The organism is Rudanella lutea DSM 19387 (genome assembly GCF_000383955.1).
Lineage (GTDB): Bacteria > Bacteroidota > Bacteroidia > Cytophagales > Spirosomataceae > Rudanella > Rudanella lutea.
This window is the reverse complement of record NZ_KB913013.1, coordinates 139,487-163,178: the sequence shown is the minus strand read 5'-3', so window position 1 is coordinate 163,178 and position 23,692 is coordinate 139,487. Positions and strand designations below refer to the sequence as shown.

At 53.2% G+C, this 23,692-nt stretch carries 19 protein-coding genes; 11 read left to right on the top strand and 8 right to left on the bottom strand.

What is annotated here, in order from left to right:
• Positions 1–7: 7 nt before the first annotated feature.
• From RUDLU_RS0100760 to RUDLU_RS26705, 5 genes are all read right to left on the bottom strand, one after another.
• A complete protein-coding gene (locus RUDLU_RS0100760) occupies positions 8–1,087 on the bottom strand; it encodes a DegT/DnrJ/EryC1/StrS family aminotransferase (RefSeq protein ID WP_019986424.1) in 1,080 nt (359 codons plus the stop codon).
• 153 nt (positions 1,088–1,240) lie between these two features.
• Complete coding sequence (locus RUDLU_RS0100755; RefSeq protein WP_019986423.1) at positions 1,241–2,500, bottom strand: ABC transporter ATP-binding protein; 1,260 nt, start codon at positions 2,498–2,500, stop codon at positions 1,241–1,243.
• Between the two features lie 83 nt (positions 2,501–2,583).
• Complete coding sequence (locus RUDLU_RS0100750) at positions 2,584–3,414, bottom strand: ABC transporter permease (RefSeq protein ID WP_019986422.1); 831 nt, start codon at positions 3,412–3,414, stop codon at positions 2,584–2,586.
• Positions 3,415–3,517: 103 nt separating this feature from the next.
• The gene (locus RUDLU_RS0100745) at positions 3,518–4,639 is read right to left on the bottom strand and encodes a hypothetical protein (protein WP_019986421.1); all 1,122 of its coding nucleotides are present in this window, start codon (positions 4,637–4,639) and stop codon (positions 3,518–3,520) included.
• Positions 4,640–4,654: 15 nt separating this feature from the next.
• On the bottom strand, positions 4,655–7,228 hold the full coding sequence (locus RUDLU_RS26705; protein WP_083940499.1) for a polysaccharide biosynthesis/export family protein: 2,574 nt from the start codon (positions 7,226–7,228) through the stop codon (positions 4,655–4,657).
• Between the two features lie 313 nt (positions 7,229–7,541).
• Here RUDLU_RS26705 and RUDLU_RS0100735 point away from each other — a divergent pair, with 313 nt between their 5' ends.
• Together RUDLU_RS0100735 and pheA are read left to right on the top strand one after the other, a co-directional pair.
• A complete protein-coding gene (locus tag RUDLU_RS0100735; RefSeq protein ID WP_027302637.1) occupies positions 7,542–9,434 on the top strand; it encodes a DNA topoisomerase IV subunit B in 1,893 nt (630 codons plus the stop codon).
• A 197-nt stretch (positions 9,435–9,631) separates the two neighbouring features.
• Positions 9,632–10,705: a prephenate dehydratase gene (gene pheA / locus RUDLU_RS0100730; RefSeq protein ID WP_019986418.1), complete on the top strand. Its 1,074-nt coding sequence runs from the start codon at positions 9,632–9,634 to the stop codon at positions 10,703–10,705.
• Between the two features lie 112 nt (positions 10,706–10,817).
• On the opposite strand, the gene RUDLU_RS0100725 is transcribed toward pheA, so the two are convergent.
• Positions 10,818–12,239: an ATP-dependent DNA helicase gene (locus RUDLU_RS0100725; protein WP_019986417.1), complete on the bottom strand. Its 1,422-nt coding sequence runs from the start codon at positions 12,237–12,239 to the stop codon at positions 10,818–10,820.
• A 150-nt stretch (positions 12,240–12,389) separates the two neighbouring features.
• On the opposite strand from RUDLU_RS0100725, the gene RUDLU_RS0100720 reads away from it, so the two are divergent.
• From RUDLU_RS0100720 to RUDLU_RS0100710, 3 genes are all read left to right on the top strand, one after another.
• Positions 12,390–12,827, top strand: a complete 438-nt coding sequence (locus tag RUDLU_RS0100720; RefSeq protein ID WP_019986416.1) for a CBS domain-containing protein — start codon at positions 12,390–12,392, stop codon at positions 12,825–12,827.
• 170 nt (positions 12,828–12,997) lie between these two features.
• The gene (locus RUDLU_RS0100715) at positions 12,998–13,498 is read left to right on the top strand and encodes an NUDIX domain-containing protein (protein ID WP_027302636.1); all 501 of its coding nucleotides are present in this window, start codon (positions 12,998–13,000) and stop codon (positions 13,496–13,498) included.
• Between the two features lie 46 nt (positions 13,499–13,544).
• Complete coding sequence (locus RUDLU_RS0100710) at positions 13,545–14,438, top strand: DUF3822 family protein (RefSeq protein WP_027302635.1); 894 nt, start codon at positions 13,545–13,547, stop codon at positions 14,436–14,438.
• A 1-nt stretch (position 14,439) separates the two neighbouring features.
• On the opposite strand, the gene RUDLU_RS0100705 is transcribed toward RUDLU_RS0100710, so the two are convergent.
• A complete protein-coding gene (locus tag RUDLU_RS0100705; RefSeq protein ID WP_019986413.1) occupies positions 14,440–16,116 on the bottom strand; it encodes a hypothetical protein in 1,677 nt (558 codons plus the stop codon).
• A gap of 13 nt (positions 16,117–16,129) precedes the next feature.
• Positions 16,130–17,347, bottom strand: coding sequence for a hypothetical protein (locus RUDLU_RS0100700; protein WP_245581607.1), 1,218 nt, complete (start codon positions 17,345–17,347; stop codon positions 16,130–16,132).
• 129 nt (positions 17,348–17,476) lie between these two features.
• Here RUDLU_RS0100700 and RUDLU_RS0100695 point away from each other — a divergent pair, with 129 nt between their 5' ends.
• The 6 genes from RUDLU_RS0100695 (at position 17,477) to RUDLU_RS0100670 (ending at position 23,667) form a co-directional block, all read left to right on the top strand.
• Entirely contained in the window at positions 17,477–17,968 is a 492-nt protein-coding gene (locus RUDLU_RS0100695) for a c-type cytochrome (RefSeq protein ID WP_245581606.1), read from the top strand.
• A 317-nt stretch (positions 17,969–18,285) separates the two neighbouring features.
• Positions 18,286–19,503: a pyridoxal phosphate-dependent aminotransferase gene (locus RUDLU_RS0100690; RefSeq protein ID WP_019986410.1), complete on the top strand. Its 1,218-nt coding sequence runs from the start codon at positions 18,286–18,288 to the stop codon at positions 19,501–19,503.
• A gap of 38 nt (positions 19,504–19,541) precedes the next feature.
• Positions 19,542–20,771, top strand: coding sequence for a sugar MFS transporter (locus RUDLU_RS0100685; protein ID WP_019986409.1), 1,230 nt, complete (start codon positions 19,542–19,544; stop codon positions 20,769–20,771).
• 168 nt (positions 20,772–20,939) lie between these two features.
• Entirely contained in the window at positions 20,940–22,937 is a 1,998-nt protein-coding gene (ispG, locus tag RUDLU_RS0100680) for a (E)-4-hydroxy-3-methylbut-2-enyl-diphosphate synthase (protein WP_019986408.1), read from the top strand.
• Positions 22,938–23,119: 182 nt separating this feature from the next.
• Positions 23,120–23,308: a DUF6728 family protein gene (locus RUDLU_RS0100675; protein ID WP_019986407.1), complete on the top strand. Its 189-nt coding sequence runs from the start codon at positions 23,120–23,122 to the stop codon at positions 23,306–23,308.
• On the top strand, positions 23,305–23,667 hold the full coding sequence (locus RUDLU_RS0100670; protein ID WP_019986406.1) for an MmcQ/YjbR family DNA-binding protein: 363 nt from the start codon (positions 23,305–23,307) through the stop codon (positions 23,665–23,667). The genes RUDLU_RS0100675 and RUDLU_RS0100670 overlap by 4 nt, the downstream gene beginning before the upstream one ends.
• The last annotated feature ends 25 nt before the right edge of the window (positions 23,668–23,692 follow it).

Genomic DNA, 23,692 nt, shown 5'->3' with positions numbered 1-23,692 from the left:
TAGTTCGTTACACATTTTCGTTGATAATCCGACTTACCCGCTCGACCTCTGCCTCGGGCAAGGCCGGATGAAATGGCAACGATAACACCCGCAACGAATAGTCTTCTGACACGGGGCAGGCCTGCCGACTGGTAGCCGGCAAAAAGTCCAGGGTATTGAGCGACGGGTAAAAGTACCGCCGGGGAATGATGTCATCGGCTTTGAGAGCCGCCATTACCCGCAACAGTACCGTTTCTGACTCAAATACAACGGGGTAGTACGCGTAATTGTAGTCGACATCGGGGCTGATGGATGGCCGCCGAATCCGGTCAAAGTTAAGCCGGGCGTCGTACCAGGAAGCCACTTGCTTGCGGTCGGCGATAAGGTCGGCTACTTTGGGGAGCATGACCAGGCCCATTGCCGCATGAAACTCCGAATTTTTGGCGTTGATACCGATACTGAAGTAGTCGTCGTTGCGGTGACCGAAGCTGCGAAAGTTGTACAGCTTTTGTTCCATGACGGGGTCGTGGCACACAATGCAGCCCCCCTCAATGGTATGAAACACCTTGGTAGCGTGGAAACTACAGGTGCTCAGATCGCCATAACTCAGAATCGAACGTCCTTTGTAACTTGCCCCGAAGGTATGAGCAGCATCGTAAATTACCTTTAGGTTATACTTGGCGGCAATAGCGCCAATCCGCTCGATCTGACAAGCATTTCCGTACACGTGCGTAGCCAGAATAGCCTGCGTATTCTCGGTAATCAGCGGCTCAATGGCCTCCGGGTCGATGTTAAAATCGTCGGGGCTAATGTCAGCAAATACGGGTGTACAGTTTTCCCACAAAATGGCGTTGGTGGTAGCCACGTATGAAAACGGTGTGGTAATCACCTCCTTGGTAATACCCAGCGCTTTCAGAGCCATCTGAAGAACAACCGTTCCATTGGTTGTAAACTTCAGGTGTTCTACGCCCAAATACGCCTGCAACTGTTTCTCCAGATCTTTGACCAGCGGTCCATCGTTTGTCAACTGACCCGATGCCCAGATCCGCTTTAGCTGCTCGTAATACTCTTCTGGTTCGGGCAGGTATGACTTAGTGACATATAGCATAAACAGGCATTTGCCCGATTGGGCAAACCAAAAAGGCTAAAATTAAGAGGTTCGAAGTGTATGATCTTCTACGTAGACAGGCAATCCCGTCAGAAGGTGTCATTGCCCTCGTAAAAAAGGCAACATTAACCCTGATTACAACCCATACACAACTTACTTAACCGGCTCTGCAACGAGCGAGTCCATGTGAAACTGAAACTGTGGTCGCACATAACCCGGCCACTTGCCGTACCAGGCAACGCCCTCCCGGTAATCCTCCACGTCGAACGTGAGGCCTTCCTCCATGTGATAGAGGGGAGTCACAGTATCTTTCACAATCATCATCGAGATCGTGTACGACCCGTCGTTGAGGAAATACCCCGGAATGGTACACTCGCCCGTAACCAGTCCTTTGCCGTAGGGCTGCGACTTCGACCCCACATTAAAGATACACTCACCCGTAAGTGAATTAAGGTGCATGCTGAGGTTGAGGTTGGCGCTGTCCATCATATTCCAGAACTCGAACCGCACGCGCATAGGCGTGCGTACGTCGATGTGCGTCAGCTTGTCCTGGTATTCCGGAATCAGCTCTATGCGTTTGATTCGCACCTGATCGTTGCCGGGTGCTTCTTCGGGCGTGTCCCAGCTCCGGCACAACCGCGTACGCGATACTTTGCTCAGGTAGGTAGCAATTACAGCGTTGGTTTCGCCGTTTTCGAGCAATTGACCTTTCTCAAAGTACAGCGTTTTATTACAGAGTGCCTGCACCGCCGTCAGGTTATGACTTACAAACAAGATGGTACGTCCGCTCGCCGAGTTGTCGCGCATTTTACCCAGACTTTTCTTCTGGAATTCGGCGTCGCCTACGGCCAGAACTTCATCCACGATCATGATTTCGGGATCGAGGTGAGCCGAAATGGCAAACCCCAGTCGCACGTACATACCCGATGAATACCGCTTTACGGGCGTATCGAGAAACTTCTCAACCCCGGCAAAATCGACAATAGCGTCGAACTGCCGCCGGATTTCGTTCCGCGACATACCCAGCAGAGAGCCGTTCAGGAAAATGTTTTCGCGGCCCGTCAGCTCGGGGTGAAAACCCGTACCCACTTCGAGCAACGAGGCTACCCGTCCCCGAATCTTCACCGAGCCCGTTGTGGGTTCGATAATTCGGCTCAGGATTTTGAGCAGAGTTGATTTACCAGCCCCGTTGTGCCCCACAATCCCTACCCGGTCGCCTTGCTCAATGTTGAAATTCACATCGCGCAGGGCCCAGAACTCCTCATGCGTAACCTCTTCGTCGTCGGGACGTTTTTTCCCAAACCAGCTTCGCAAATTCTCACTCACCATGTCACGGAGGGTGGTTCCACCTTTACCCCGCTTGTGGTCAATGATGTAATGCTTACTTATATTTTCGACCGTAATAACAGACATCTTCGCTTGATTAATGACGCGTAATGGATGGTTCGTAGCAAAACTGCGGTCCGACACCGCCGGGACTCTACGCCCTGCCCGGCTTAAATATCATCCACAAAACTATTCTCCCGCTTGCGAAAGAAATACACCGATAACAGCAAACAGATCAGCACAATAGCCACCGAGTACATCAGACTCTGCGGATTGAAATAGGCTTTTCCGCCCAGCAACGACCAGCGGAATCCGTCGATAATGCCAACCATCGGGTTGAGCATGTAAATCGAGTACCAGCGCTCACCCGCTACCAACCGGCTGCTGTAGGCAATGGGGCAGGCATAAAAACCAACCTGCACAATAAACGGAATCAACTGCCCTATGTCGCGGAACCGCACGTTGACCACGGCGAAAAACAATCCGAAGGCAAACGAGGCCAGCACTGCCAAAATCATAAACAGAGGTACAAACAGCAAATGCCAGTCGGGCATAAACCGGTACCAGGCCGCCAAAATAATAAACAGCCCGAGCGAAACCAGAAAGTCGATAAAACTAACGGCAATAGAGCTAAGCGGCATAATGAGCCGCGGAAAATACACCTTCGTAACCAGATTGGAGTTAAGCGTAACGCTATTGCTCACCTGGGTAAACGCCGTCGAGAAAAACGTCCAGATGGTAATTCCGCCCAACACCATCAGGGGGTACGGTACGCCGGGATCTCCCTGAAGCTTAGCCACCTTACTGAACACAAACACCATAATGAGCATAGTGGTCAGCGGTCGAATCAGACCCCAGGCAGCACCCAGAGCCGTTTGCTTGTATCGAACCGATACGTCGCGCATCGACAGAATGTAGAGCAACTCCCGGTTGCGCCACAAATCACGCCAGTAATGCCGCTCCGAACGGCCCGCTTTAATTTCAACTTCCTGAACTTTCATGGTATTTCAGTTTCCAGCTTCCAGTTTGTAGTGGCCGTTTTGAACCAGCCCCGACGCCAACACGGTTGCGCCTACTCTTAACCGTAAACCGTAAACTCTAAAATTATCCTTCCTGCATCACCGAACGGTACGTTTCACGAACGAACACAATCAGCAAGCTAATAATTAAACCTAACACAATACCGGCCTGCATCGCAATGGATGTCCGAATTTCTTTATACAACGGCAACGATACCGGTTCAATCTCGGTAAAGAGCGGAGCTTCCTTAATGAGCGACAGGCGCATGTTATCCTGCTGCTGGAGAGCTGCAAAATATTGCTGGCTCAGGAAGGTTGAATTACGGGTCAGGCGGGTTTCCTGAATCTGTGCCTGAGCCGCTACTACCTGCTGATTCTGATCAATCTGCCGGGCCAGCTGCCGCTCAGTACCGGTCATTACCCGGTACAGTGAGTCGGTACGCTCTTTGAGCAACGTGTACATCTCCCGCGTTTTCTTAGTCTGCTTTTCCCGGTAGTCTTCCTCAATCGTTTTGAGGTGAGTTTCTACAAACACCTTCGTCAGCGCTTCGTCTTCCATAGCAGCCGTAAGCCGCATAAACGAAGACTTACGCTCAGGCTGAGAGACCGCCATTTCCGTAGCAATACGGGCGTAGACCTGCGACATGGCCAGAATCTCCTGCTTATTGTATTCCTCCGGCTTCTTGGCCCGATCAAACGTGAGCGTACGGAGCGTATCGCTGTCTTCCCATTCTTTGTCGCGAATGCCACTATGCACAATGTAATAGTTGACCAACAAGGTATCCTTACCGTTGATCTTCACCGTTTTCATGAGTGTTTTCTCCACAACCGGCCGCGACTTGGCGTAGATCATGAAGTTATCACCCACAAAGATATTTGCGTCAGGTGCGCTGCTGCCGAGACCAAACGCGCCCGCTAGGGCACCCAACTCACCCAGGCCACCGCCGGTAGCCCCTCCCCCACCCAGGTTGAAGGTAATGCCCCCGTTGTAGACAGGCTTACGCTCCTCGGATATGTCGATAATTTTGCCGATGACGCCACCCAGCACCATCAATACTAGAATCAGTTTCCAATAGCGCTTGAAAACATGTTTCAGCTTAAACACCTGAAGCACAACCGCCTTCGGCGAAAGCTGGTCGGGAGGTACGGGCCGAACCAACGGAGCCGGAACTTCATTGGTTTTGGTAACAGGGGTATTCGGATTCATAATATCTTTAGGCAATTACGGCGCGACACGCGTCAGGGCGATAATCAGGCCGATTACTGATAACAACGATGAAATAGTGCCAGCGGTAGAAGCCAAAATCTGTTGTGGCGTCAAAGGAACCCCAGTCTTTTTAGGAACAATGATTTCTGAGCCCGGCTCTACCCGTGGGTACACGTTGAAGAACATAAACTTCCGGGTCCGATCCACTGAGCCGTTCGCGTAAACCACGAAGGATTTCCGACGCTGCGATCGATCCGTGAAACCACCAGCCTGAGCTACATAGTCCTGGAACGTCTGACCGGGCCGGTACTTCACCGTGGTAGGCAACATCAGTTCACCCTGCAAACGAACCGTTTCCAATCGCTTCGGAATGCGGAGCAGGTCACCTTCCAGCAGCAGGATATCTTCGCTGGAGCCGGGGTTTTGCAGAATCTTTTGCAGGTTAATTCCAATCGATTCGGTCTTAGTCGTGCTGACGTCTTCAATCTGAACAACCCCCTTGCGGCTATCGTCTGAAAGTTCTTCTACCGACCGCTGCCGCAATGCCAGCTCATCGTCGCTCAGCTTAACCGTCCGGATCAGGGTCGCACCTTCCACATAGGCAAACGGCGACAGACCGCCAGCGGCCGATACCAGATCCGATACTTTCTGGTCTTTCCGAACGATCGGGTACTGACCGGGTAACAGAACTTCTCCTTCAACACGAGCATACGTTTGCACTTGATAATTGGGCGAACGACGCACAATTACCTGATCAAATGGCTGCAATAAAAACTTGCTGTCGGTGGCTTTAATGCTCAAATCGCGGTCCACATTAAAGCGGTATGCATCAGCCACCGAAGCATTGGTTGAGGTCACGTCAACGTCTTTCTTCCGCCGAATCACTTCGATTTGTGCCGAAGCTGCCGACTCCCGCAGGCCCCCAGCCCGCAGGATCAGGTCTTCGAGTGTCATATTGGCCACGTACTGAAACCCTTCTGATGGCTGGTTCACCTCACCCTGAATAGATACACTGGCTCCTTCGGCCAGTTCAAACTTCGATGTTACGATAATCTGGTCTTCCCGTTGCAGCGGAATATCAGCTGCCGAGCCGTTCAGAATATCGGCCAGGTTAACCGACAGGTTTTCTACCGCCAAGTCTTCACGCGTGCGCACAATCTGAACCCGACCCGTGAAGGCGTCGCCTTTTAGGCCTTCAGCATTGTTAATCAACTGACGCAGAGTCTTGTTCTGGTCGAGCGAGTAGCGGCCAGGCCGGAAAACGGCCCCCTGCACTGTCACCTGATTCTCGAAGCGATCCAGCAACTGCTCCACGTTGACGATGTCGCCGTCCTGCATCACAAACGTCTTGTACTGATCCTGCGTCACATCAATCACTTTCCGTTCGCGGTCGGTCAGGCGGGTTACTTTCACCCGGTTTTTGTACGCATTGGCGGCAAAGTCTCCAGCGTAAAACAACAGGCGATCCATGGTTTCGCCGGGCAGCATTTCAAAGATATTGTTCCGGTTCACGGTACCGGTAATCTCGACGCGGCTCACGTACTTACCGAACCGAATGATATCGCCATCCTGCAAACGTACATCGTTGCGCTGGACACCTGTCAGCAAATAATCATAGAGATCGAGTGTTGTCAGTACCCGGTTGTTACGAATCAGGCTTACCCGACGGTACGAACCCAGTACATCTGGGCCACCAGCCTGGTAAATTGCATTCATGGCCGTCGAAAGCGACGACAAGACGTACGTGCCGGGCTTGAAAGCTTCGCCCAACACCGACACCCGAATACTACGGACAGCACCCAGCGTTACTTCAAGATACGTATTCTGGGCGCCGTACTGACTATTTTTGAGACCGACAAATTTGGTCGACAGCCGATTGGCAATCCGTGCCTTGGCGGCTTCTACGGTAAGCCCCAATACGGATACCGGCCCGATACCACTATTTTGCTTGAAATACACGTACCCCTCATTCGACACCGTCTGACTGAAATCGGCTTCGGTGTACCCATACAACAGAATGTTTAGGGCATCGCCGGGGCCAACTACATAGTTACGGGGCGTAGCAATAGTCGTTGACGGCTGAAACGGATTCTGGTTATTCGAGTTGTTGAAGATTTCGTACCCGAACAGCTTCTGGCGGAGTTGTTCGCGCTCGCGCCGACGAGCCGCCTGGTAGCCATCTTCAATAGCTTCTTCCTGCGTTTTGGGCTCATCGGCCGCCTGCTGTTCAGGTGCAATACCGTCGGCCTGCCCATTTCCATCGGCAGTACCGGGGGTTTGTCCGTTAGCACCTTGCGGTGTTAGAGTCCCGTTGGCGCCCCGGCCGGTTTGGTTTTGCCCATTGGCCGGTACATTGGCTGGGGTGGTTCCCCGGTTGGAGCCCGGCACCGTAACGCCCGGCTGCCCAGCCCGACCGGGTTGTGCGTTGCCAGGCACCACAACTCCTCCTGGTAATGTAGCCCCCGGACGGGCACCACCCGGCAGTGCCGATGGTTGTGCACTCGGCGCCGATGGTGTTACCTGCGCATTTGCTTGCGGAATTTGAGCCAACAGCCCAACCAAAACGAAAGAAAGGGCCGGCTTAAGCATTGATGAAGTGAGACGGTGGCGTAATGGCCGGTCTTGAGCCGGTGAATGGCACGAATCTTTTTGCATATTTTTTAGATGCATCATCTACATCGTTGGGCTAAACCCTAATTTGAAGGCTAAACGTCGGGCCCGCTGAAATCGTACTTTTCTTTATTTAGGTAGCAAAGTAAACGAACTTTCACCGCATTCTAAACAGTTTTCTATTTGGCGGAATTTTTCGTATCTTGCTACTCAAGAATTTAAGTCATTTTCCATTTTTGCATTTTACCCCGAAAGTTCCTCTACGCTATTTGTAGAGTTTGTTAACTGCTTTATGACCAATAACACCACTAAGACAGTTCAGTACGATGAAGATAGTATTCGGTCTCTGGATTGGCGCGAACATATCCGTCTTCGACCGGGGATGTACATCGGTAAACTGGGCGACGGTTCGGCAGCTGACGATGGTATCTATGTGTTGCTGAAAGAGGTCGTGGACAACTGTATCGATGAACACGTTATGGGCCACGGCAAAAACATTGATATCAAAGTGACCGATCACCGGGTCGAAATCCGGGATTACGGGCGGGGTATTCCGCTCGGTAAGGTGGTCGAGGTTGTTTCTAAAATCAATACCGGCGGCAAATACGACTCAGGGGCTTTCCAGAAATCGGTAGGCCTCAATGGCGTAGGTACAAAGGCCGTCAACGCGCTGTCGTCGTATTTTAAGGTACAGTCGTATAGAGAGGGCCGGTCGGTATGGGCCGAGTTTGCGCAGGGCGTTTTGAAAAACACCGGCGAAGAAACCACCACCGAGCGTAATGGTACGTTGGTCTGTTTTGAACCCGACGATTCGGTGTTCAAAAACTTCCATTACATACCGCAGTTTCTGGAAAACATGATCTGGAATTACTGCTACCTCAATGCGGGCCTAACCATTACCTTCAACCGGCAGAAGTACGTTTCGCAGAATGGTTTGCTCGACCTGCTTCGGAACAAAACCGATGAGGATGCGCTCCGGTACCCGATCATCCACCTGAAAGGGCAGGATCTGGAGATTGCCCTGACCCACGGTAATCAGTACGGTGAAGAATACTACTCGTTTGTGAACGGTCAGTACACCACGCAGGGTGGTACGCACCTGGCCGCCCTGCGCGAAGCCGTTGTTAAAACCGTGCGCGAGCACTTTGGCAAAGACTACGATGCATCGGACGTGCGCGCCAGCATTATCGCGGCCGTCAGTATCCGGGTACAGGAGCCCGTTTTTGAATCGCAAACAAAAACCAAGCTGGGCTCCATCAACATGGCTCCCGACGCCGACGCCCCATCGGTGCGTTCGTTTGTACTTGATTTTGTCAAAGAGCGACTCGACGACTTTCTGCACATGAACCCAACGGTTCGAGACGCCCTGAAGAAGCGTATCGAACAGTCGGAACGCGAGCGGAAAGAACTGGCGGGTATTAAGAAATTAGCCAACGAACGCGCTAAAAAAGCCAATCTGCACAACCGCAAGCTCCGCGACTGCCGCCTGCACATGACCGATCAGAAAGGCGAAGATCAGCTCGAAACCACCTTGTTTATCACCGAGGGCGACTCGGCGAGCGGGTCGATCACTAAATCGCGAAACGTGCAGACGCAGGCCGTGTTTAGTCTGCGGGGAAAACCCCTCAACTGCTTTGGTCTAACCAAAAAGGTGGTGTACGAAAATGAGGAGTTTAACCTGCTGCAACACGCGCTCGATATTGAGGATGGCCTGGACTCGCTCCGGTACAATCGGATTGTGATTGCCACCGACGCCGACGTCGACGGGATGCACATCCGCCTGTTGATGCTGACGTTTTTCCTTCAGTTTTTCCCGGATCTGGTGCGCAACGGTCACCTGTATATTCTGGAGACGCCCCTCTTCCGAGTTCGGAATCCGAAAAACCACAAGGAAACCATCTACTGCTACTCAGAAGACGAAAAGCAGAAGGCGATCAATAAGCTAACCAAGAGCGGCAAAAAAGTCGAGATCACCCGGTTTAAAGGACTTGGCGAGATTTCGCCCGATGAGTTTGGGTTATTCATCGGCGAAGATATGCGACTGGAGCCCGTGATCATGGAAAAAGAAACATCGATTCCGAAGCTTCTGAGCTATTTCATGGGTAAAAACACCCCCGATCGCCAGCGGTTTATCATCGACAATCTTCGGATTGAAAAAGATGTGGAAGATGTAGCGCTGGTGTAAACAGTGCCGGGTGAACAACCAACAGTAGGCAATGAACAACGAACAGTGTTTATCGCTGATAGTAGGGTATTTGTTTGTCTAACTGTACTTTTGCTGTACAATTCATTCATTACGACTTACTGTTGGTTGTTCATTGTTCGTTGTCAACTGTTCACTATTCGTTGATAACTGTTCATTGATCACTGTTACCTGTTCCAATGACCCTTCAGGATTTACGCGACCAAATCGACGCCCTCGACGATCAACTTCTCCAGCTTCTCAACCAACGCATGAGTTTTGTTCGTCAGGTGGGCGAACTCAAGCGTTCAACCAATTCGATTATTTACCGTCCCGAACGTGAGCGTCAGATTCTGGACCGGATGAACGCTCAGAATGGAGGGCCACTGAGCGAATCAGCACTGGAAGCCATTTTTCTGGAGATTTTCGCGGCTGCGCGCAACATGGAACTGCCCGAGAGGGTCGCGTTTCTGGGACCTGAGGGTAGCTTTACCCATCAGGCGGCCGAGAGCCGGTTTGGTGCCGTAAGTGCCTACATGGCCCAACCCACTATCCGGTCGGTGTTTGAGAGCGTCGAAACAGGCCGGGCCCGGTTTGGTGTGGTGCCTATCGAAAACAATCAGGAGGGAGTCGTCAACGAAACCATTGACCTGCTCAATGAGAAAAACCTCATGATTGCGGCCGAAGCCGAAATTGCGGTGCATTTCACCTTTGCCACGCAGACCGATAATCTGGCCGACATCACGCACATCTACTCTAAAGACATTGCGTTCCGGCAGTGCAGCAAATTCCTGAACGATTCCTTCGACGGTTTGCAGGCCGAAATGGTACCGGTAGAGTCGACCTCGAAGGCCGCCAAAATGGCCGCGCAGCAACCCCGTACGGCTGCTATCTGCTCGCACATTGCCGCCAAGCTGTTTGGCGTACCCGTTCTGTTCGATAACATCGAGGACTCGAACCTCAACCGGACCCGGTTCCTCCTGTTAGCCAAGGATTTCCGAAACGAACCAAGCGGACGGGATAAGACCACCCTCATTGCCCGGCTTCAAAACTCAAACTCACCGGGGGTTCTGGCCGAATTTCTACAGGAGTTCAACGCCCGTGGCATCAACCTGACCAAGATTGAAAGCCGCCCCCTCCGCGAAGGAGCCACCTTCCGCTACTGGTTTCTGCTCGAATGCGAAGGCCATGCCGATGACCCAGCCCTTCAGGAGATTCTTAACCACCATGCCGCCGATGTGAAGTGGCTGGGAAGCTATGTTCGGGTATCATAAATAAAGGGGGAAAAGGAGAAGGGAAGAAGGAGGAAAGGAAAAGAGACTGTCAAAAGCAACCCCTCCTCCTTTTTCCTTTTTCCCTCCTCCTTTTCCCCTTTTTCTTTCTCCCCTATTCAAAAAACGCCGGGTTAAAATTCATCAGGTACACCTCGTCGGTAGCACGGGTCACGGCCGTATAGAGCCACCGGACAAACTCGTGGGTGACGGTAGGTTCGGGCAAATAGCCCTGATCAATAAACACCGCGCTCCATTGCCCGCCCTGCGACTTGTGCGCCGTAAGCGCATAAGCAAACTTCACCTGTAGGGCCGTCAGGTATGAGTCGCGCCGGACGGCCTCCGCCCGCTCTTTTTTGGACTTTATGTAGAAATAATCCTTCTGCACACTCTCGTACAGATTACGACTCTCTTCGGGCCCCAGCGCGGGCGTCGGCGAGTACAGCGTGTCCAGAATAATTTTGGCTTCAAACTCGGGCTGCTCTTCGTAATCGACAAGCCGGAGGGTTACCGTGGCAAATCGCAGGCCGTGCATCTCTTCCTTACGCCGGATTTTGAGCACCTCGGCAAACTCACCATTAGCCAGAAAACCCGCGGGCGAGTCTTCTTCGAGTGTGGTGTAATTGTTACGGGCAATCATAATCATATCGCCCGCGTCGAGTTCATCTTCGCACCCATTAATTACCCGCCGGACAAACTGATTGTATTGCACGGCCGTTTTATTGGAACGGCACAGAATCACGGTATTCTCCCGCCCGAACTTATTGTAGGCATACTGAATGCCGTCTTCGAGCCGGGCTTGCGGCATTTTATAAATATCCCGAAACGGCCGGGTTTGCAGCCGAATCATGGGCTCAGCAATCGCGAGTTCATTGCGGAGGTCGGTGGCATTGGCCAAAATTCCCGACGTCTCCTCCTGCCGCATAACTTCGGTTAGCTCCTGCTCGTGCACCACCATATCGAAGTTATGAGCCAGAAAATCGCGGTTGAGGGCCGGGCTCAGGTCACTCCCCACGGGGGGTAGCTGAGCCGTATCGCCAATCAGCATCAGCTTGTTACCGCCGTTTTCAAACACAAACTCGATTAAATCGGTGAGCAGTCCTTTGCCGCCAAAATCGGCTTCGTCGGAAATCATCGACGCTTCATCGACAATGAACAGGGTGTCTTCGTGGTAGTTTTTCTGGCGCTGAAAGTGGAGCGAGCCCGAGCCGGGGTCGGCAACCTGCCGGTATATTTTGCGGTGAATGGTTTGGGCCGATTTCTTGGCGTAGTTCGACATCACCTTAGCCGCCCGGCCGGTGGGTGCCAACAAGACCGATTTATACCCGAACCGGGGCAATACTTTGATGAGTGTACTGATGAGTGTGGTTTTTCCCGTACCGGCATATCCCCGTAACAGAAAACAGTCGCGGTAATGCTCAAATTCTTCGCGGGTGATAAACGACCCTATTTTCTCGAAAAATTCTTCCTGTCCCGGAGTCGGTTTAAAAGGGAAACGTTTGGCCAGCAACTGCGCAGCCGTTTGGGTTTCATTCATACCTTAAATTTACCCAAAAGGGGGCAGAAGAGAAAGAAAATACCCACGAAAACAAGCTGCTTTCATTTGATTTTAAACTTTTCCGGGCGGCCGCTTCTCTCTTTCTTATTTGTTCGTTATCTTCAACTTCCTAACAACCCTTTATACACAATGAAAATCAAGCAAATACTATCCGGCAAAACCATCAATACGATTTACGCCGTCCAATCGTCTGACACGGTCTTTGACGCCCTCCGGCTCATGGCCGAGAAAAACATCGGGGCCGTTCTGGTCATTGATGAAGGGCAGTTGGCCGGCATCTTTTCGGAGCGCGATTATGCCCGCAAAGTAATTTTGCAGGGTCGGGCTTCCAAAGACACCCTCATTGCCGATGTAATGACCAGCAAGCTCATCACGGTGGCCTCCGACGATAAACTGGAAATGGCCATGCGGATTATGTCTGAGAAGCACATCCGGCACCTACCCGTTATCGACAATGACGAACTTACAGGTATAATTTCGATCAACGACGTGGTTTCGGCAATTATTCACGACCAGCGTAACCGGATCAACTCGCTCGAGAGTTATATATCGGGCAGCCCGTTCTGAGTAGGTCAGTAGCCGGTTCAGTGTATTGGGTTTGTATAGCAAATCGTTACATCGTTGTATCGAACTCCACGCAAGGTGGCCTAACCGACCGAATCGAGTAGCTGTTTTGGGACAAGCGTCCGTCAAATTCCGTATCTTCGTCCTCTTTTTGTGCGTTGATGAGTAGAATCATGACAGTAACCGAGGACAAAGCTCGTTCCGAAGTGCTCCGCCTATATGGCAACCGGCTCCGTATCCGTGTCTGCGGCCTGTATCGGGAGGGCGACCGTCTCTTGATGGTTCGGCACCGGGGTATCAACCCATCCGATACGTTCTGGTGCCCGCCGGGCGGTGGGTTACAATTTGGCGAACAAACCCGCGAGGGGCTCGTTCGGGAGTTCGACGAAGAAACTGGCCTGAAAATTGAAGTAGGCGAGATGCTGTTCGTCAACGAGTTTATGGAGCCACCGCTGCATGCCCTCGAACTGTTTTTTGCCGTTCACGCCATCGGTGGTTCGCTCCGGCAGGGTTCAGACCCTGAGATGAGCCTCGACGGACAGATTATCGAAGATGTACGGCTGATGACGTTCGACGAAATCAAATCGTACCCGCCCGAAGAGGTGCATACCTTGTTTGGGCGGTGCCATTCAATAGAAGAAGTGTTTGCCTTGCGCGGCTATTTTGGTCTATAATTTGTTAATCGTGTAATTCGTTTTATCAAGTTTTCTGCTAACCCCTGTGCTAACGTCCACCACCGTGTCACCCATTGTTACCGTTCGTCAGGATACGTTTGATACTGCTCAGACGGAGCAATCGGTGCTATGCATGGAAGTAAGCAAAGACCATTTCCGGTTTTCGTATCTCGACAGCCAGAAACGGATCGCGTGGCTCGAAGACTTCGCGTTTCCATCACTGCTGACAGAACGCTCGCTCGCCGATAACCTGCCTGCTATTTTTCAGGACCATTCGGTACTGCCAGCTGGTCCCTGGCAACAGGTTCTGGTATCGGTTAACTCGCCGGCTTTTACACTCATTCCCAAGCCGCTGTTCCGAAAAGAATACGCCAGTAGCTACATGACCCTCATGCGGGGAAGCGCTTTGCCCCCTCACGAGTATGCTCACTTTTTTGAGCAACCCAACGAAAACTTTGTGTCGGTTTTCAATGTAGAGCACCGACTGGCCAACTACCTGGCGGGTGTGTATCCGTTGCAAAACCTCACGTTTGTGCATCAGACCACGGCGCTCATCACGGCTTCGGCTGCGGTAGACCGTCACCTCATCAGCACGCAGAATCTGCTGTTGTATTTTGAAGACGAGTTTGCCACGGTGATTCTGCGGTCGAACCGGGAACTAAGGTTTTGCAACCGGTTTGGGTTTAAAAACCCGCTCGACCTGACCTATTATCTCTTGTACGTCATTGAGGAGCTACGGCTTGAGCCCTATTCAGTGAATGTACTCCTGTACGGGGAAATTACTCCGTTTGCGGATACATACCTTCAGTTGGCCGAGTTTCTCCCCCACATGGTGTTTGGGCAAACTCCGGCCGGTATTCGGTTCGATGGCGACAACTTCGACGATCTCCCCGAACACCGGTATTTGAGTCTGTACGGTCTCAGCCTGCTTACGGCCTGATCTATTCACGAACCTGCGTATCGAACGCCCCCGTCAGCACCTGTCCATTGCGTTTTACCTGTACCCATATACGGTAATGGCCTGCCCTTGGAAACGCGTACGGAAACTCCACCATATTATTAGTGCTCATTGCGTGGCTCATGGTACCCATTTGGGCTTTGAGCAGAGCATTCCGGCGACTTTCGGGCATTTCTTTAAGCCGCGCCAGATACGTATCGATACTGTCGCGGAAGCGGGCGCTGTTGGGCTTATGTACCGCCCGGCTGGTATCGGCAATCCGGTTACTGAGCGTTTCTTCGGCCGCCATCGAGTACGTCCCAACCGGGTGCAGGTGAATATACACCGTACCATCGGAGCGCAGAATAGCCGCATGACCGCTCATGCCTAGATAGGGTTCCAGCGCAGCGGCTTTACCGGTTGGGTCGGCAACGGCAAACTTCAACATATACAATTTACCCGCATTGAGCGTTTTTCCGGGCTTATCCGTCCAGACCATGGTGCTGCCATCGGTCAGTTTGGTGCTGGCCCCCGGCTTTCCACAGGCGACCATATCCTCATCCAGATGCAGTTTTCCGACGGCGTCCTGTTTCACGCCCATTGGTTCAGTGATCAGAAAACTATCGTCGGGGTCGGTAGCGCGTGCAAGAGCAGCTTGTGCCGCCGATTGCTTCATCATGGGCAACTCGAGCGTATCGGTCAGGGTTTCGGTATAACCCGACCGGTACACCACATCGGCAAACAGCAGGTACCGCCCGCCGGGCAGTTGCGGTAGCCGGGCGGTAAACTGGAGCGAGTCGGTACGTTCGGGGTGCAAATGGGCAAAGGCATCCATCCCCGAATCGGCCCGGACCAGAAACGCGTGCATCAGCTTGCCATGATCGGGAATGAGCAGGTTAAAATCGCGCCGACGTTGCCGGTTGTGGGCAAACCCGGTGGTATCAGGCCGGATGGTCAGCACAACCCCATCCGATTCGGGCCGGGCCGACGAAATCAGGGGAACGGGTTTGTAAAGCTGGTACGCCCGGTACTCATCGGCCCAGCTATCCCACCAGAAACGCCCACCGGTCAGCAGCAATACCAGCACCACACTCCCGATGCCCATGCCTACCAACCGTTTGCGCCGAAGCGCTTTGGGGTCCGAAACGCCCACCCCGTCGGCATTACTGGCCCCAATTATGGTAACCATCATACCGACCAGAAGAAGGCCCATCAGGGCCAGTCCGGCACCTGTTCCGGCGGGCATATCGCGGGTTGCGGTTGATACAGCCACCACCGGCACCACCACCTCAGCCGGGCCGTCGGGGCCGTTGATAGCCAACTGAATACTAGTCGAGCCAGATTCCATAAGCCAAACGGCCCCTTCGAACCGGTTGGCCTCGGTCCGGGTCAGCTCGTCGTGCGTAGGAGCCCCCTCGTCACCCGCGTTGAAATACACGGGTCTTCCCTCGATCCGGTTCACGCGACCCTGCTCCACAAATACAGTTACTTTGGCCGTACCGGGCACCACATCGGGCGGCAGCACCTGCACCAACAGGCTGTATTTACCCACCTGTTTCTGTACAATAACCCCCGCACTACCGACGTGAGCCCACGCCTGCGACGCCAGCAGTAGCAACGCCCAGAGCTGAGTTAGTACGCCGATTTTTTTCATCCAGCCAGCTTGTGTTGTCTTGTTCATAGGGTGGGTTTGGTTAGCGTACAATGCGTTTCATCCAATTACCCCACCACAAACCAACGCGGGCCGAAACCATCGCAATCACAACAGCTTTCCCAAATCCAACCGCCCAGTTGGCGGTTGTCTGGTCAAAATACGGATTGAACTTGTACCGGTACTTCCAATCCGGGTCGTTATCGTAGGGCCACGCTTCGCCCAGAAAAAACCAGTTGCGCGCATAGGGCGACTCCAGCAGAAAGCCCCCAAAATGCCACTGCACAATCCCAAACAGCCCGACAAACACAAGCCCAGCCAGAGCGGCCAGCCCCCAGTCGGAGATACGGCCCGCGTACCGCCTGTTCAGCCAGTCGAGCGCCAGGCCGGGCACCACCAGCAGCAGCGGAAATGAATACGGCTGATAATGAGTGATGGGGTTCATAACCGGCCCCAGCTTGGGCGTTGCCGGAAACAGCGGGAGCACCCAATTAGGCAGCAGAATGGTGAGCATATACAGAGCCGTAATGGTGGTGATCGGGTACGAGAGCGTAGACCCTCGGCCAACGGCCATCAGAAAAACAGGAAAAATAAAAGCCGCTGTCACGTAATAGGAGGTGTTGTGGGAGACCCAGCGGCCCATGTTTTCGGACAGCAGAATGTACAGCACGGACAACAAAAAGGCCGCCGACAGGGCATACAACACCCGGATGCGGCCAGCCGACCGGGCATCGGCCGTAGTGCTTGTATTTTGCAATGCCAATACGCCCACCATCGCCCCAAACTGCACCATCATCATACCCAGCACCAGCACCGTGTGCGGGGGGGTCAGAATCTGGACATCGAGCCCGTAGGTGTTGTGCCACCAATCATCGAACGGGGCCGAGGTCAGCATGGCTAAAGCACCCCAAACGCAATACATGGCCCCCAACGATCCGTAAAAAACACCCCAGAAACGTACCGACCGCGACCGGGCCGGGTGCTGCCGACGAAGGGTAATCGACAAAATCTGGTAGCCCGAAAACAGGCCCGACACCAGTGCACCGACGTAAATGACAACGTGCGGGGGTGAGAACAGCCCATCGCGACCGATACTAATGTGCCACATGATGTCCCAGAGCAGGCCCATCACAATGCAGAATGACGCAAAAACTACGGCATACACATACGCGGGAACGGTAGCCGGAACAGACACCGCCCGCCTGTCGGCTAAAGAAGCCGAGTGCCCGGGTACAGATTGAAGAGGAAGAGTAGGTTGCATACGCGAAGAAGGGTTAACGTGGCTAAAAGGTAAATATTTTTCGGCTGAAAATGAGCCTGTATGTAGATGAACGGTACATTTAGCCGGGCAAAGTCTGTTTTTGCCTCTTTCCATTTTTCATTCATTACCATGAATACGAATAATCCATTTCAGAACGAGCAGTTCCGGCGGCTCGTACCGGTTGTGTACGGCCTTGTGACCCTGGTTATTGGCCTTTTTGCCTTAACGTCTGTGGTAGCCTTCATGCAGCTTACATCAGGCAGTAGCTCCGCCACTCCGACTCAGACAACCGGAGTGCCAGTTCCCCCTACGCCGGTGGTAGCCAAACTCACCGAAGCCCAGGAGCACGGCAAATCGCTCTTTACAAACAATTGCGCACAATGCCACGCTATAACTGACGAGGTACTGGTTGGCCCCGGCCTCAAAGGCGTTCGGGAACGCGCACCGGGCGATGAGTGGCTGAAAAAATGGATTCGGAATTCGTCGGCGCTGGTAGCTGCCGGAGACCCCTACGCGGTACAGGTGTTCAATAAATTCCAGAAGATTCCGATGTCATCGTTCACATCATTGAGCGACGCTGACCTAAACGATCTCCTCGATTATATCGGTACAGCCAAATAACGTTTATTGGTTTTGAGTCTATAGTTTCTGGTTAATAGCACAAAGACGGAGAATTCTCTGCAGAAACAAGACTGTCGGTTTAAGACAAGTTCTTTCTGATAAGCTTGACGGACGCTTTTTTCGACCGCCGGGCGGCCCGGAGGATTACAGGATGTACAGGATTATTTTTAGGCAATAAAATCCTGTACATCCTATAATCCTGTCGAAAAATTAAACTTGTCCTACACCCCATGATCGTATAAACGACAACGAAGTATCAGAAATCCGGTATTTTTGCAGACCCCTGCGGGCAGAATGCTCGTCAGGGGTCTTTTTACATGGAAATTCTGAAAAGCCAGCGGCTGAACAACTTACGGTACGACATTCGGGGGCCTGTGTACGAGAAATCGTTGGAGCTCGAAAGCCAGGGCTACAAAATCATCAATCTGAACATTGGCAACCCCGCCCCTTTCGGATTCGACGCGCCCGACGAAATTGTCCACGACATTATCCTGAACATTCGTAACGCGCAGGGCTACGCCGACTCGCGGGGCCTTTTCGCAGCCCGTAAGGCAGTCATGCACTACACCCAGACGCTGAATCTGCCCGGCATCACGATCAACGATATTTTCATCGGCAACGGCGTCAGCGAACTCATTCTGCTGTCGATGCAGGCGTTGATCAACGAGGGCGACGAAGTGCTGGTGCCCGCGCCCGACTACCCGCTCTGGACCACGTCGGTTGCCCTGAGTGGGGGCAAACCCGTGCATTACGTGTGCGACGAAGCCGCTGGCTGGAACCCCGACCTGGCTGACCTGGAACGTAAAATCACAAAGAAAACGCGGGCGCTGGTCGTTATTAACCCCAACAACCCTACCGGTGCGGTGTACGACAAAGCCGTGCTCGAAGGCATTGCCCAAATTGCCGAACGGCACAGCCTGATTGTTTTCACCGACGAGATTTACGACAAAATTCTGTACGACGGCGCCCAGCATCACCCGATGGCGCGGTTTGTTCACGACACCCTCTGCATCACGATGGGCGGCCTTTCGAAGAACTACCGGGCGGCTGGATTCCGGGGCGGATGGCTTATCCTGAGCGGGGCTCGCGCCAAAGCGAAATCGTACATTGAAGGGCTTACCCTGATGGCCTCACTCCGTTTGTGTGCCAACGTTCCTACACAGTACGCCATTCAAACAGCGCTTGGTGGCTACCAGAGTATTCAGGATCTGGTTCACCCGTCGGGGCGCCTTTACAAACAGATTATGCTCGCCCACGAGCGGCTCACGGCCATGCCGGGTATCACCTGCACGAAGCCCAAAGGAGCCTTGTATGTATTCCCAAAAATTGACCTGAGCCAGTTCCGGTTCAAAGACGACAACGAGTTTGTGTACGACCTGCTGGCCGAGCAAAAAGTGCTCGTCGTGGCCGGGCAAGGCTTCAACTACCCCCAACCCGACCACTTTCGGGTGGTTTGCCTGCCCACCGTCGACGAGCTGAACGTGGCCCTTGACCGGATTGAGGCCTTCCTCGTCAGTCGGCATATTGGTAGTTAGACGTCTCTCCATTCATCCAATTCCTAAACCCCATCCCTGTGACTCCAACAGCACCTGCATCATCCAAATCGTACCTTGGGCCTCTGCTCATTATCGGTGCCCTGTTCTTTGTATTCGGATTCGTAACCTGGGTCAACAGCGTTCTGATTGCTTTTTTCAAACAGGCCTTCAACCTCAGTACGGTAGCCTCTAACCTGGTGGCTTTTGCCTTTTTTATCTCGTACACGGTGATGGCGATACCCTCATCGGCGGTACTCCGGCGTACCGGTTTTAAAAATGGTATGTCGGTAGGGCTGGGCATTATGGCGCTGGGTACGCTTATTTTTGTGCCGGCAGCCAGCTCGGTTTCATATCCAATGTTTCTGGCGGGGCTGTTCCTGATTGGTATCGGACTCACCGTGTTACAAACGGCCTCCAACCCCTACGTGACCATTCTGGGCCCGCGTGAGTCGGCGGCTCAACGGATCAGCTTCATGGGCATTGCCAACAAGCTGGCGGGCATTGCCAGTCAGCTCATTTTTGGCAATATACTGCTCTCTGAAAGCGGCAACACCGGCACCAACGCGCTCGATAAGGTAGTAACTCCCTACCTGATTCTGACCGGCGTACTGGTAGTTCTGGCCCTGCTCGTTCGGTTTTCAACCCTCCCCGAAGTGTCGGAAGAACAGGACGATGTACCCGCCGAAGAGTCGGCTAACGCACACAACCACACGAGTATTTTTGAGTTTCCAAACCTGGTTCTGGGCGTCATCGCGCTGTTTTGTTATGTGGGCGCCGAGGTGATTGCCGGCGACACCATCATCAACTACGGTATGGCTATGGGCTTCAGCAACGACGAAGCCAAGTACTTCACCACCTATACGTTGTATGGTTTGCTGGCAGGTTACCTGCTCGGTATCGTAGCTATTCCCCGCTACATTTCGCAGCAAAAAGCCTTGCTGTACGGCTGTATTCTGGCCCTTGCGTTTACGGTAGGCGCTTTGCTTACCGACGGCTATGCGTCGATTCTGTGCATATCGCTGCTTGGATTTGCCATTGCCCCGGTATGGCCCGCCGTTTGGCCGCTGGCGCTGAACCGGCTCGGACCGTTCACCAAACTCGGATCGGCACTCCTGATTATGGCTATCTCAGGCGGGGCGTTGCTGCCTCTGCTGCACGGCTACCTGACCGACCACATCAGCCCCCGTACCGCATACGCCCTGCTGCTCCCCCTCTTCGGCTTTATCCTCTACTATGCCGCCATCGGGCATAAAAAAACGAAGTGGTAAGAAGGTTGTGGGTTCAGAGATGACATCTCTCCAAACGAGATGTCATCTCTGAACCCACAACCTTCCATGTGACTTCCGTTCACCATCCGCCGAATTGGCGAACACGCGTGGCCCAGATTGTGTTACCTTTGTACCGGACTAACCCTCCGTTCCAATTCGACCACGCGTATGCTTGATCTGCTGCCTACTTCGGCCTCGGCCACCAATCCCAAAGCCCGTTTATATACTCCCTCGCTGACCGAATACGTTCGGCGTAAAACCGTAACCGTTCGAATTGGCGATGTGCCGATGGGTTCCGACTTCCCGATTCGGGTGCAATCGATGACCACCATCGACACAATGGATACAGCCGGTTCGGTTGAGCAGTCGATTCGGATGATCGAGGCCGGGTGCGAATACATCCGTATCACCGCCCCGAGCGTAAAAGAGGCACAGAATCTCGAAAATATCCGCAAGGAACTCCGCGCCCGTGGGTACACAACCCCACTCGTCGCCGATATTCACTTCACGCCCAATGCCGCCGAACTGGCCGCCCGAATCGTGGAGAAAGTTCGTATCAACCCCGGCAACTATGCCGACCGCAAGCGATTCGAGCACATTGACTATACCGATGCCTCGTACGCGGCCGAGCTGGAACGCATCCGGGAGAAGTTTCTGCCGCTCGTCCGGATTTGTAAGGAGTACGGCACCGCCATGCGGATCGGTACGAATCACGGTTCCCTTTCCGACCGGATTCTGAGTCGTTACGGCGATACGCCCGTCGGTATGGTAGAGTCGGCACTTGAGTTTCTGCGCATCTGCGAAGACGAGCAATACTACAACATCGTGTTGTCGATGAAATCGAGCAACCCGCAGGTGATGGTGGAAGCCTACCGACTGCTGGTACAACGACTCGATGAAGAAGGGCTGCAACCCTACCCGCTGCACCTCGGCGTAACCGAAGCCGGAGAAGCCGAAGATGGTCGAATTAAATCGGCCGTGGGCATTGGCACTCTGCTCGAAGACGGACTGGGTGATACCGTTCGGGTTTCGCTCACCGAAGAACCTGAGCGCGAAGCGCCCGTTGCCAAAGCGCTGATTGACCGGTACACGCGCCGAGCTACCGAGGCTTCGGCCATGCCGGCCGTGAGCCACTACCCTATCGACCCGTTTCAGTACAAACGCCGGTCCACGAACGAGGTGTTTAATTTCGGCGGAGCCAACGTGCCCCGCGTTATTGCCGATTACAGCCAAACTCCGGTCACGGAGTACGATCAACTGAAAGCGATCGGGCATTTTTACCTGCCCGTGCCCGACAAATGGGCTATGAACGACCTGGGGGCCGATTTTATCTATACCGGCGCTACCCCGGCCGCGTTTATGCTCCCCAACGGTCTGAAAGAAATTATCGACTACACCGCCTGGCTGGCTACGGGCGATACCGTCAACAAGTTTCCGCTCCTGACGGCCGATGAGTACCTGGCGGCCCGACAAACACCCCTGAGCAACCGGCTCAATGTGGTGCGGGTTTCGTTGCCCGAATTGAGCGAATCGCTGATCGAAACCCTACGCACCGACCCAACAGCCGTGTTGCTGGCTACTACTGCCAACGCCCACGCCATGCCCGAACTGCGCCGGTTGTTTGTCGAGCTGATTAATGGGGGACTTTCGCTACCTGTGGTTATTCAGCGGGCTTTCCCGACGGTTTCGGCCGATGACCTGCCGCTGTATGCCGCCACGGATATGGGCGGTTTGCTGGTAGATGGACTGGGCGATGGGGTAATGTTGACCGGCGGTACCGAGCCTGCCGAACAGAAACGCCATAACGAACTGGCTTTTGGTATTTTGCAGGCTGCCCGTACCCGCATTACCAAAACCGAATATATCTCGTGCCCTTCCTGCGGACGCACCCTGTTTGACCTTCAGGAAACAACAGCCATGATTCGTCAGCGCACCGACCACCTCAAAGGGGTGAAAATTGGCATCATGGGCTGTATCGTGAATGGTCCCGGCGAGATGGCCGATGCTGACTACGGGTATGTTGGCATTGGGCGCGACAAGATTGCTCTGTATCGGGGTCAGCAGGTTGTAAAAAAGTCGGTACCGGCCGCCAACGCCGTCGACGAGCTGATTGGACTTATCCGGGAAGATGGTCGTTGGCTCGAACCAACACATAGTGAACAGTGAACAACGAACAGTTAGCACTGAACAACGAACAGTAGGCAAATAATAATCTACAAGAGTTTGTCGAAACTGTGGGTTCCAGTGAACAATTTTCGTGAACAAACCATTGTCTTTTTAGTAGTGTCACCTTTTTTAGAAGAAGCTATTTACTGCTCATTGTTCGCTGATAGCTGTTCGTTGTACTAATGAATCGTCTTCTGGATTACCTCAAAATCGGGCCTGTTTTTGCGTATTTCCTGCGGGTATTTCGCAAGCCCAACCCAAACGATCCATCGAGTTTTAACCTGCGTATGATGCACGGCATCAACCGGATCTCGATTGTGATGTTTCTGTTCTGTCTGACCGTAATGGCCGTTCGGGCCTGTACCCGATGAACGTTGAAGCCCTCCGCGAGTATGGTTTGAGCAAGCCCGGTGCCACGGAATCGTTTCCCTTTGGCCCCGAAACGCTCGTACTCAAAGTAGGCGGTAAAGTCTTCGCCCTGATTAGCCTAGATGCACAACCCACTACCCTTAACCTCAAATGCGACCCCGAACGGGCCATTCAACTGCGGGAAGAGTACGACGCGGTGCAACCGGGCTATCATCAGAACAAGCAACACTGGAATACGGTGATTCTGGGGCCGTCGCTACGCCCGAGTCTGGTTCAGGAATGGATCGATCACTCATACGATCTGGTTTATCAGGGATTGTCTAAATCCGTGAAAGCGGAATTGAACGGTTTAACACTTTAGGTAGTATATTCGTAGCTGTCAAGCC

Coding starts and splice junctions, on each gene's coding strand:
- RUDLU_RS0100690 (WP_019986410.1), top strand. CDS start 18,286: ATGGAAATTCTGAAAAGCCAGCGGCTGAACAACTTACGGTACGACATT.
- RUDLU_RS0100695 (WP_245581606.1), top strand. CDS start 17,477: ATGAATACGAATAATCCATTTCAGAACGAGCAGTTCCGGCGGCTCGTA.
- RUDLU_RS0100735 (WP_027302637.1), top strand. CDS start 7,542: ATGACCAATAACACCACTAAGACAGTTCAGTACGATGAAGATAGTATT.
- RUDLU_RS0100745 (WP_019986421.1), bottom strand. CDS start 4,639: ATGAATCCGAATACCCCTGTTACCAAAACCAATGAAGTTCCGGCTCCG.
- RUDLU_RS0100760 (WP_019986424.1), bottom strand. CDS start 1,087: ATGCTATATGTCACTAAGTCATACCTGCCCGAACCAGAAGAGTATTAC.
- ispG (WP_019986408.1), top strand. CDS start 20,940: ATGCTTGATCTGCTGCCTACTTCGGCCTCGGCCACCAATCCCAAAGCC.
- pheA (WP_019986418.1), top strand. CDS start 9,632: ATGACCCTTCAGGATTTACGCGACCAAATCGACGCCCTCGACGATCAA.
- RUDLU_RS0100670 (WP_019986406.1), top strand. CDS start 23,305: ATGAACGTTGAAGCCCTCCGCGAGTATGGTTTGAGCAAGCCCGGTGCC.
- RUDLU_RS0100750 (WP_019986422.1), bottom strand. CDS start 3,414: ATGAAAGTTCAGGAAGTTGAAATTAAAGCGGGCCGTTCGGAGCGGCAT.
- RUDLU_RS0100755 (WP_019986423.1), bottom strand. CDS start 2,500: ATGTCTGTTATTACGGTCGAAAATATAAGTAAGCATTACATCATTGAC.
- RUDLU_RS0100715 (WP_027302636.1), top strand. CDS start 12,998: ATGACAGTAACCGAGGACAAAGCTCGTTCCGAAGTGCTCCGCCTATAT.
- RUDLU_RS26705 (WP_083940499.1), bottom strand. CDS start 7,228: ATGCTTAAGCCGGCCCTTTCTTTCGTTTTGGTTGGGCTGTTGGCTCAA.
- RUDLU_RS0100700 (WP_245581607.1), bottom strand. CDS start 17,347: ATGCAACCTACTCTTCCTCTTCAATCTGTACCCGGGCACTCGGCTTCT.
- RUDLU_RS0100725 (WP_019986417.1), bottom strand. CDS start 12,239: ATGAATGAAACCCAAACGGCTGCGCAGTTGCTGGCCAAACGTTTCCCT.
- RUDLU_RS0100720 (WP_019986416.1), top strand. CDS start 12,390: ATGAAAATCAAGCAAATACTATCCGGCAAAACCATCAATACGATTTAC.
- RUDLU_RS0100705 (WP_019986413.1), bottom strand. CDS start 16,116: ATGAACAAGACAACACAAGCTGGCTGGATGAAAAAAATCGGCGTACTA.
- RUDLU_RS0100675 (WP_019986407.1), top strand. CDS start 23,120: ATGAATCGTCTTCTGGATTACCTCAAAATCGGGCCTGTTTTTGCGTAT.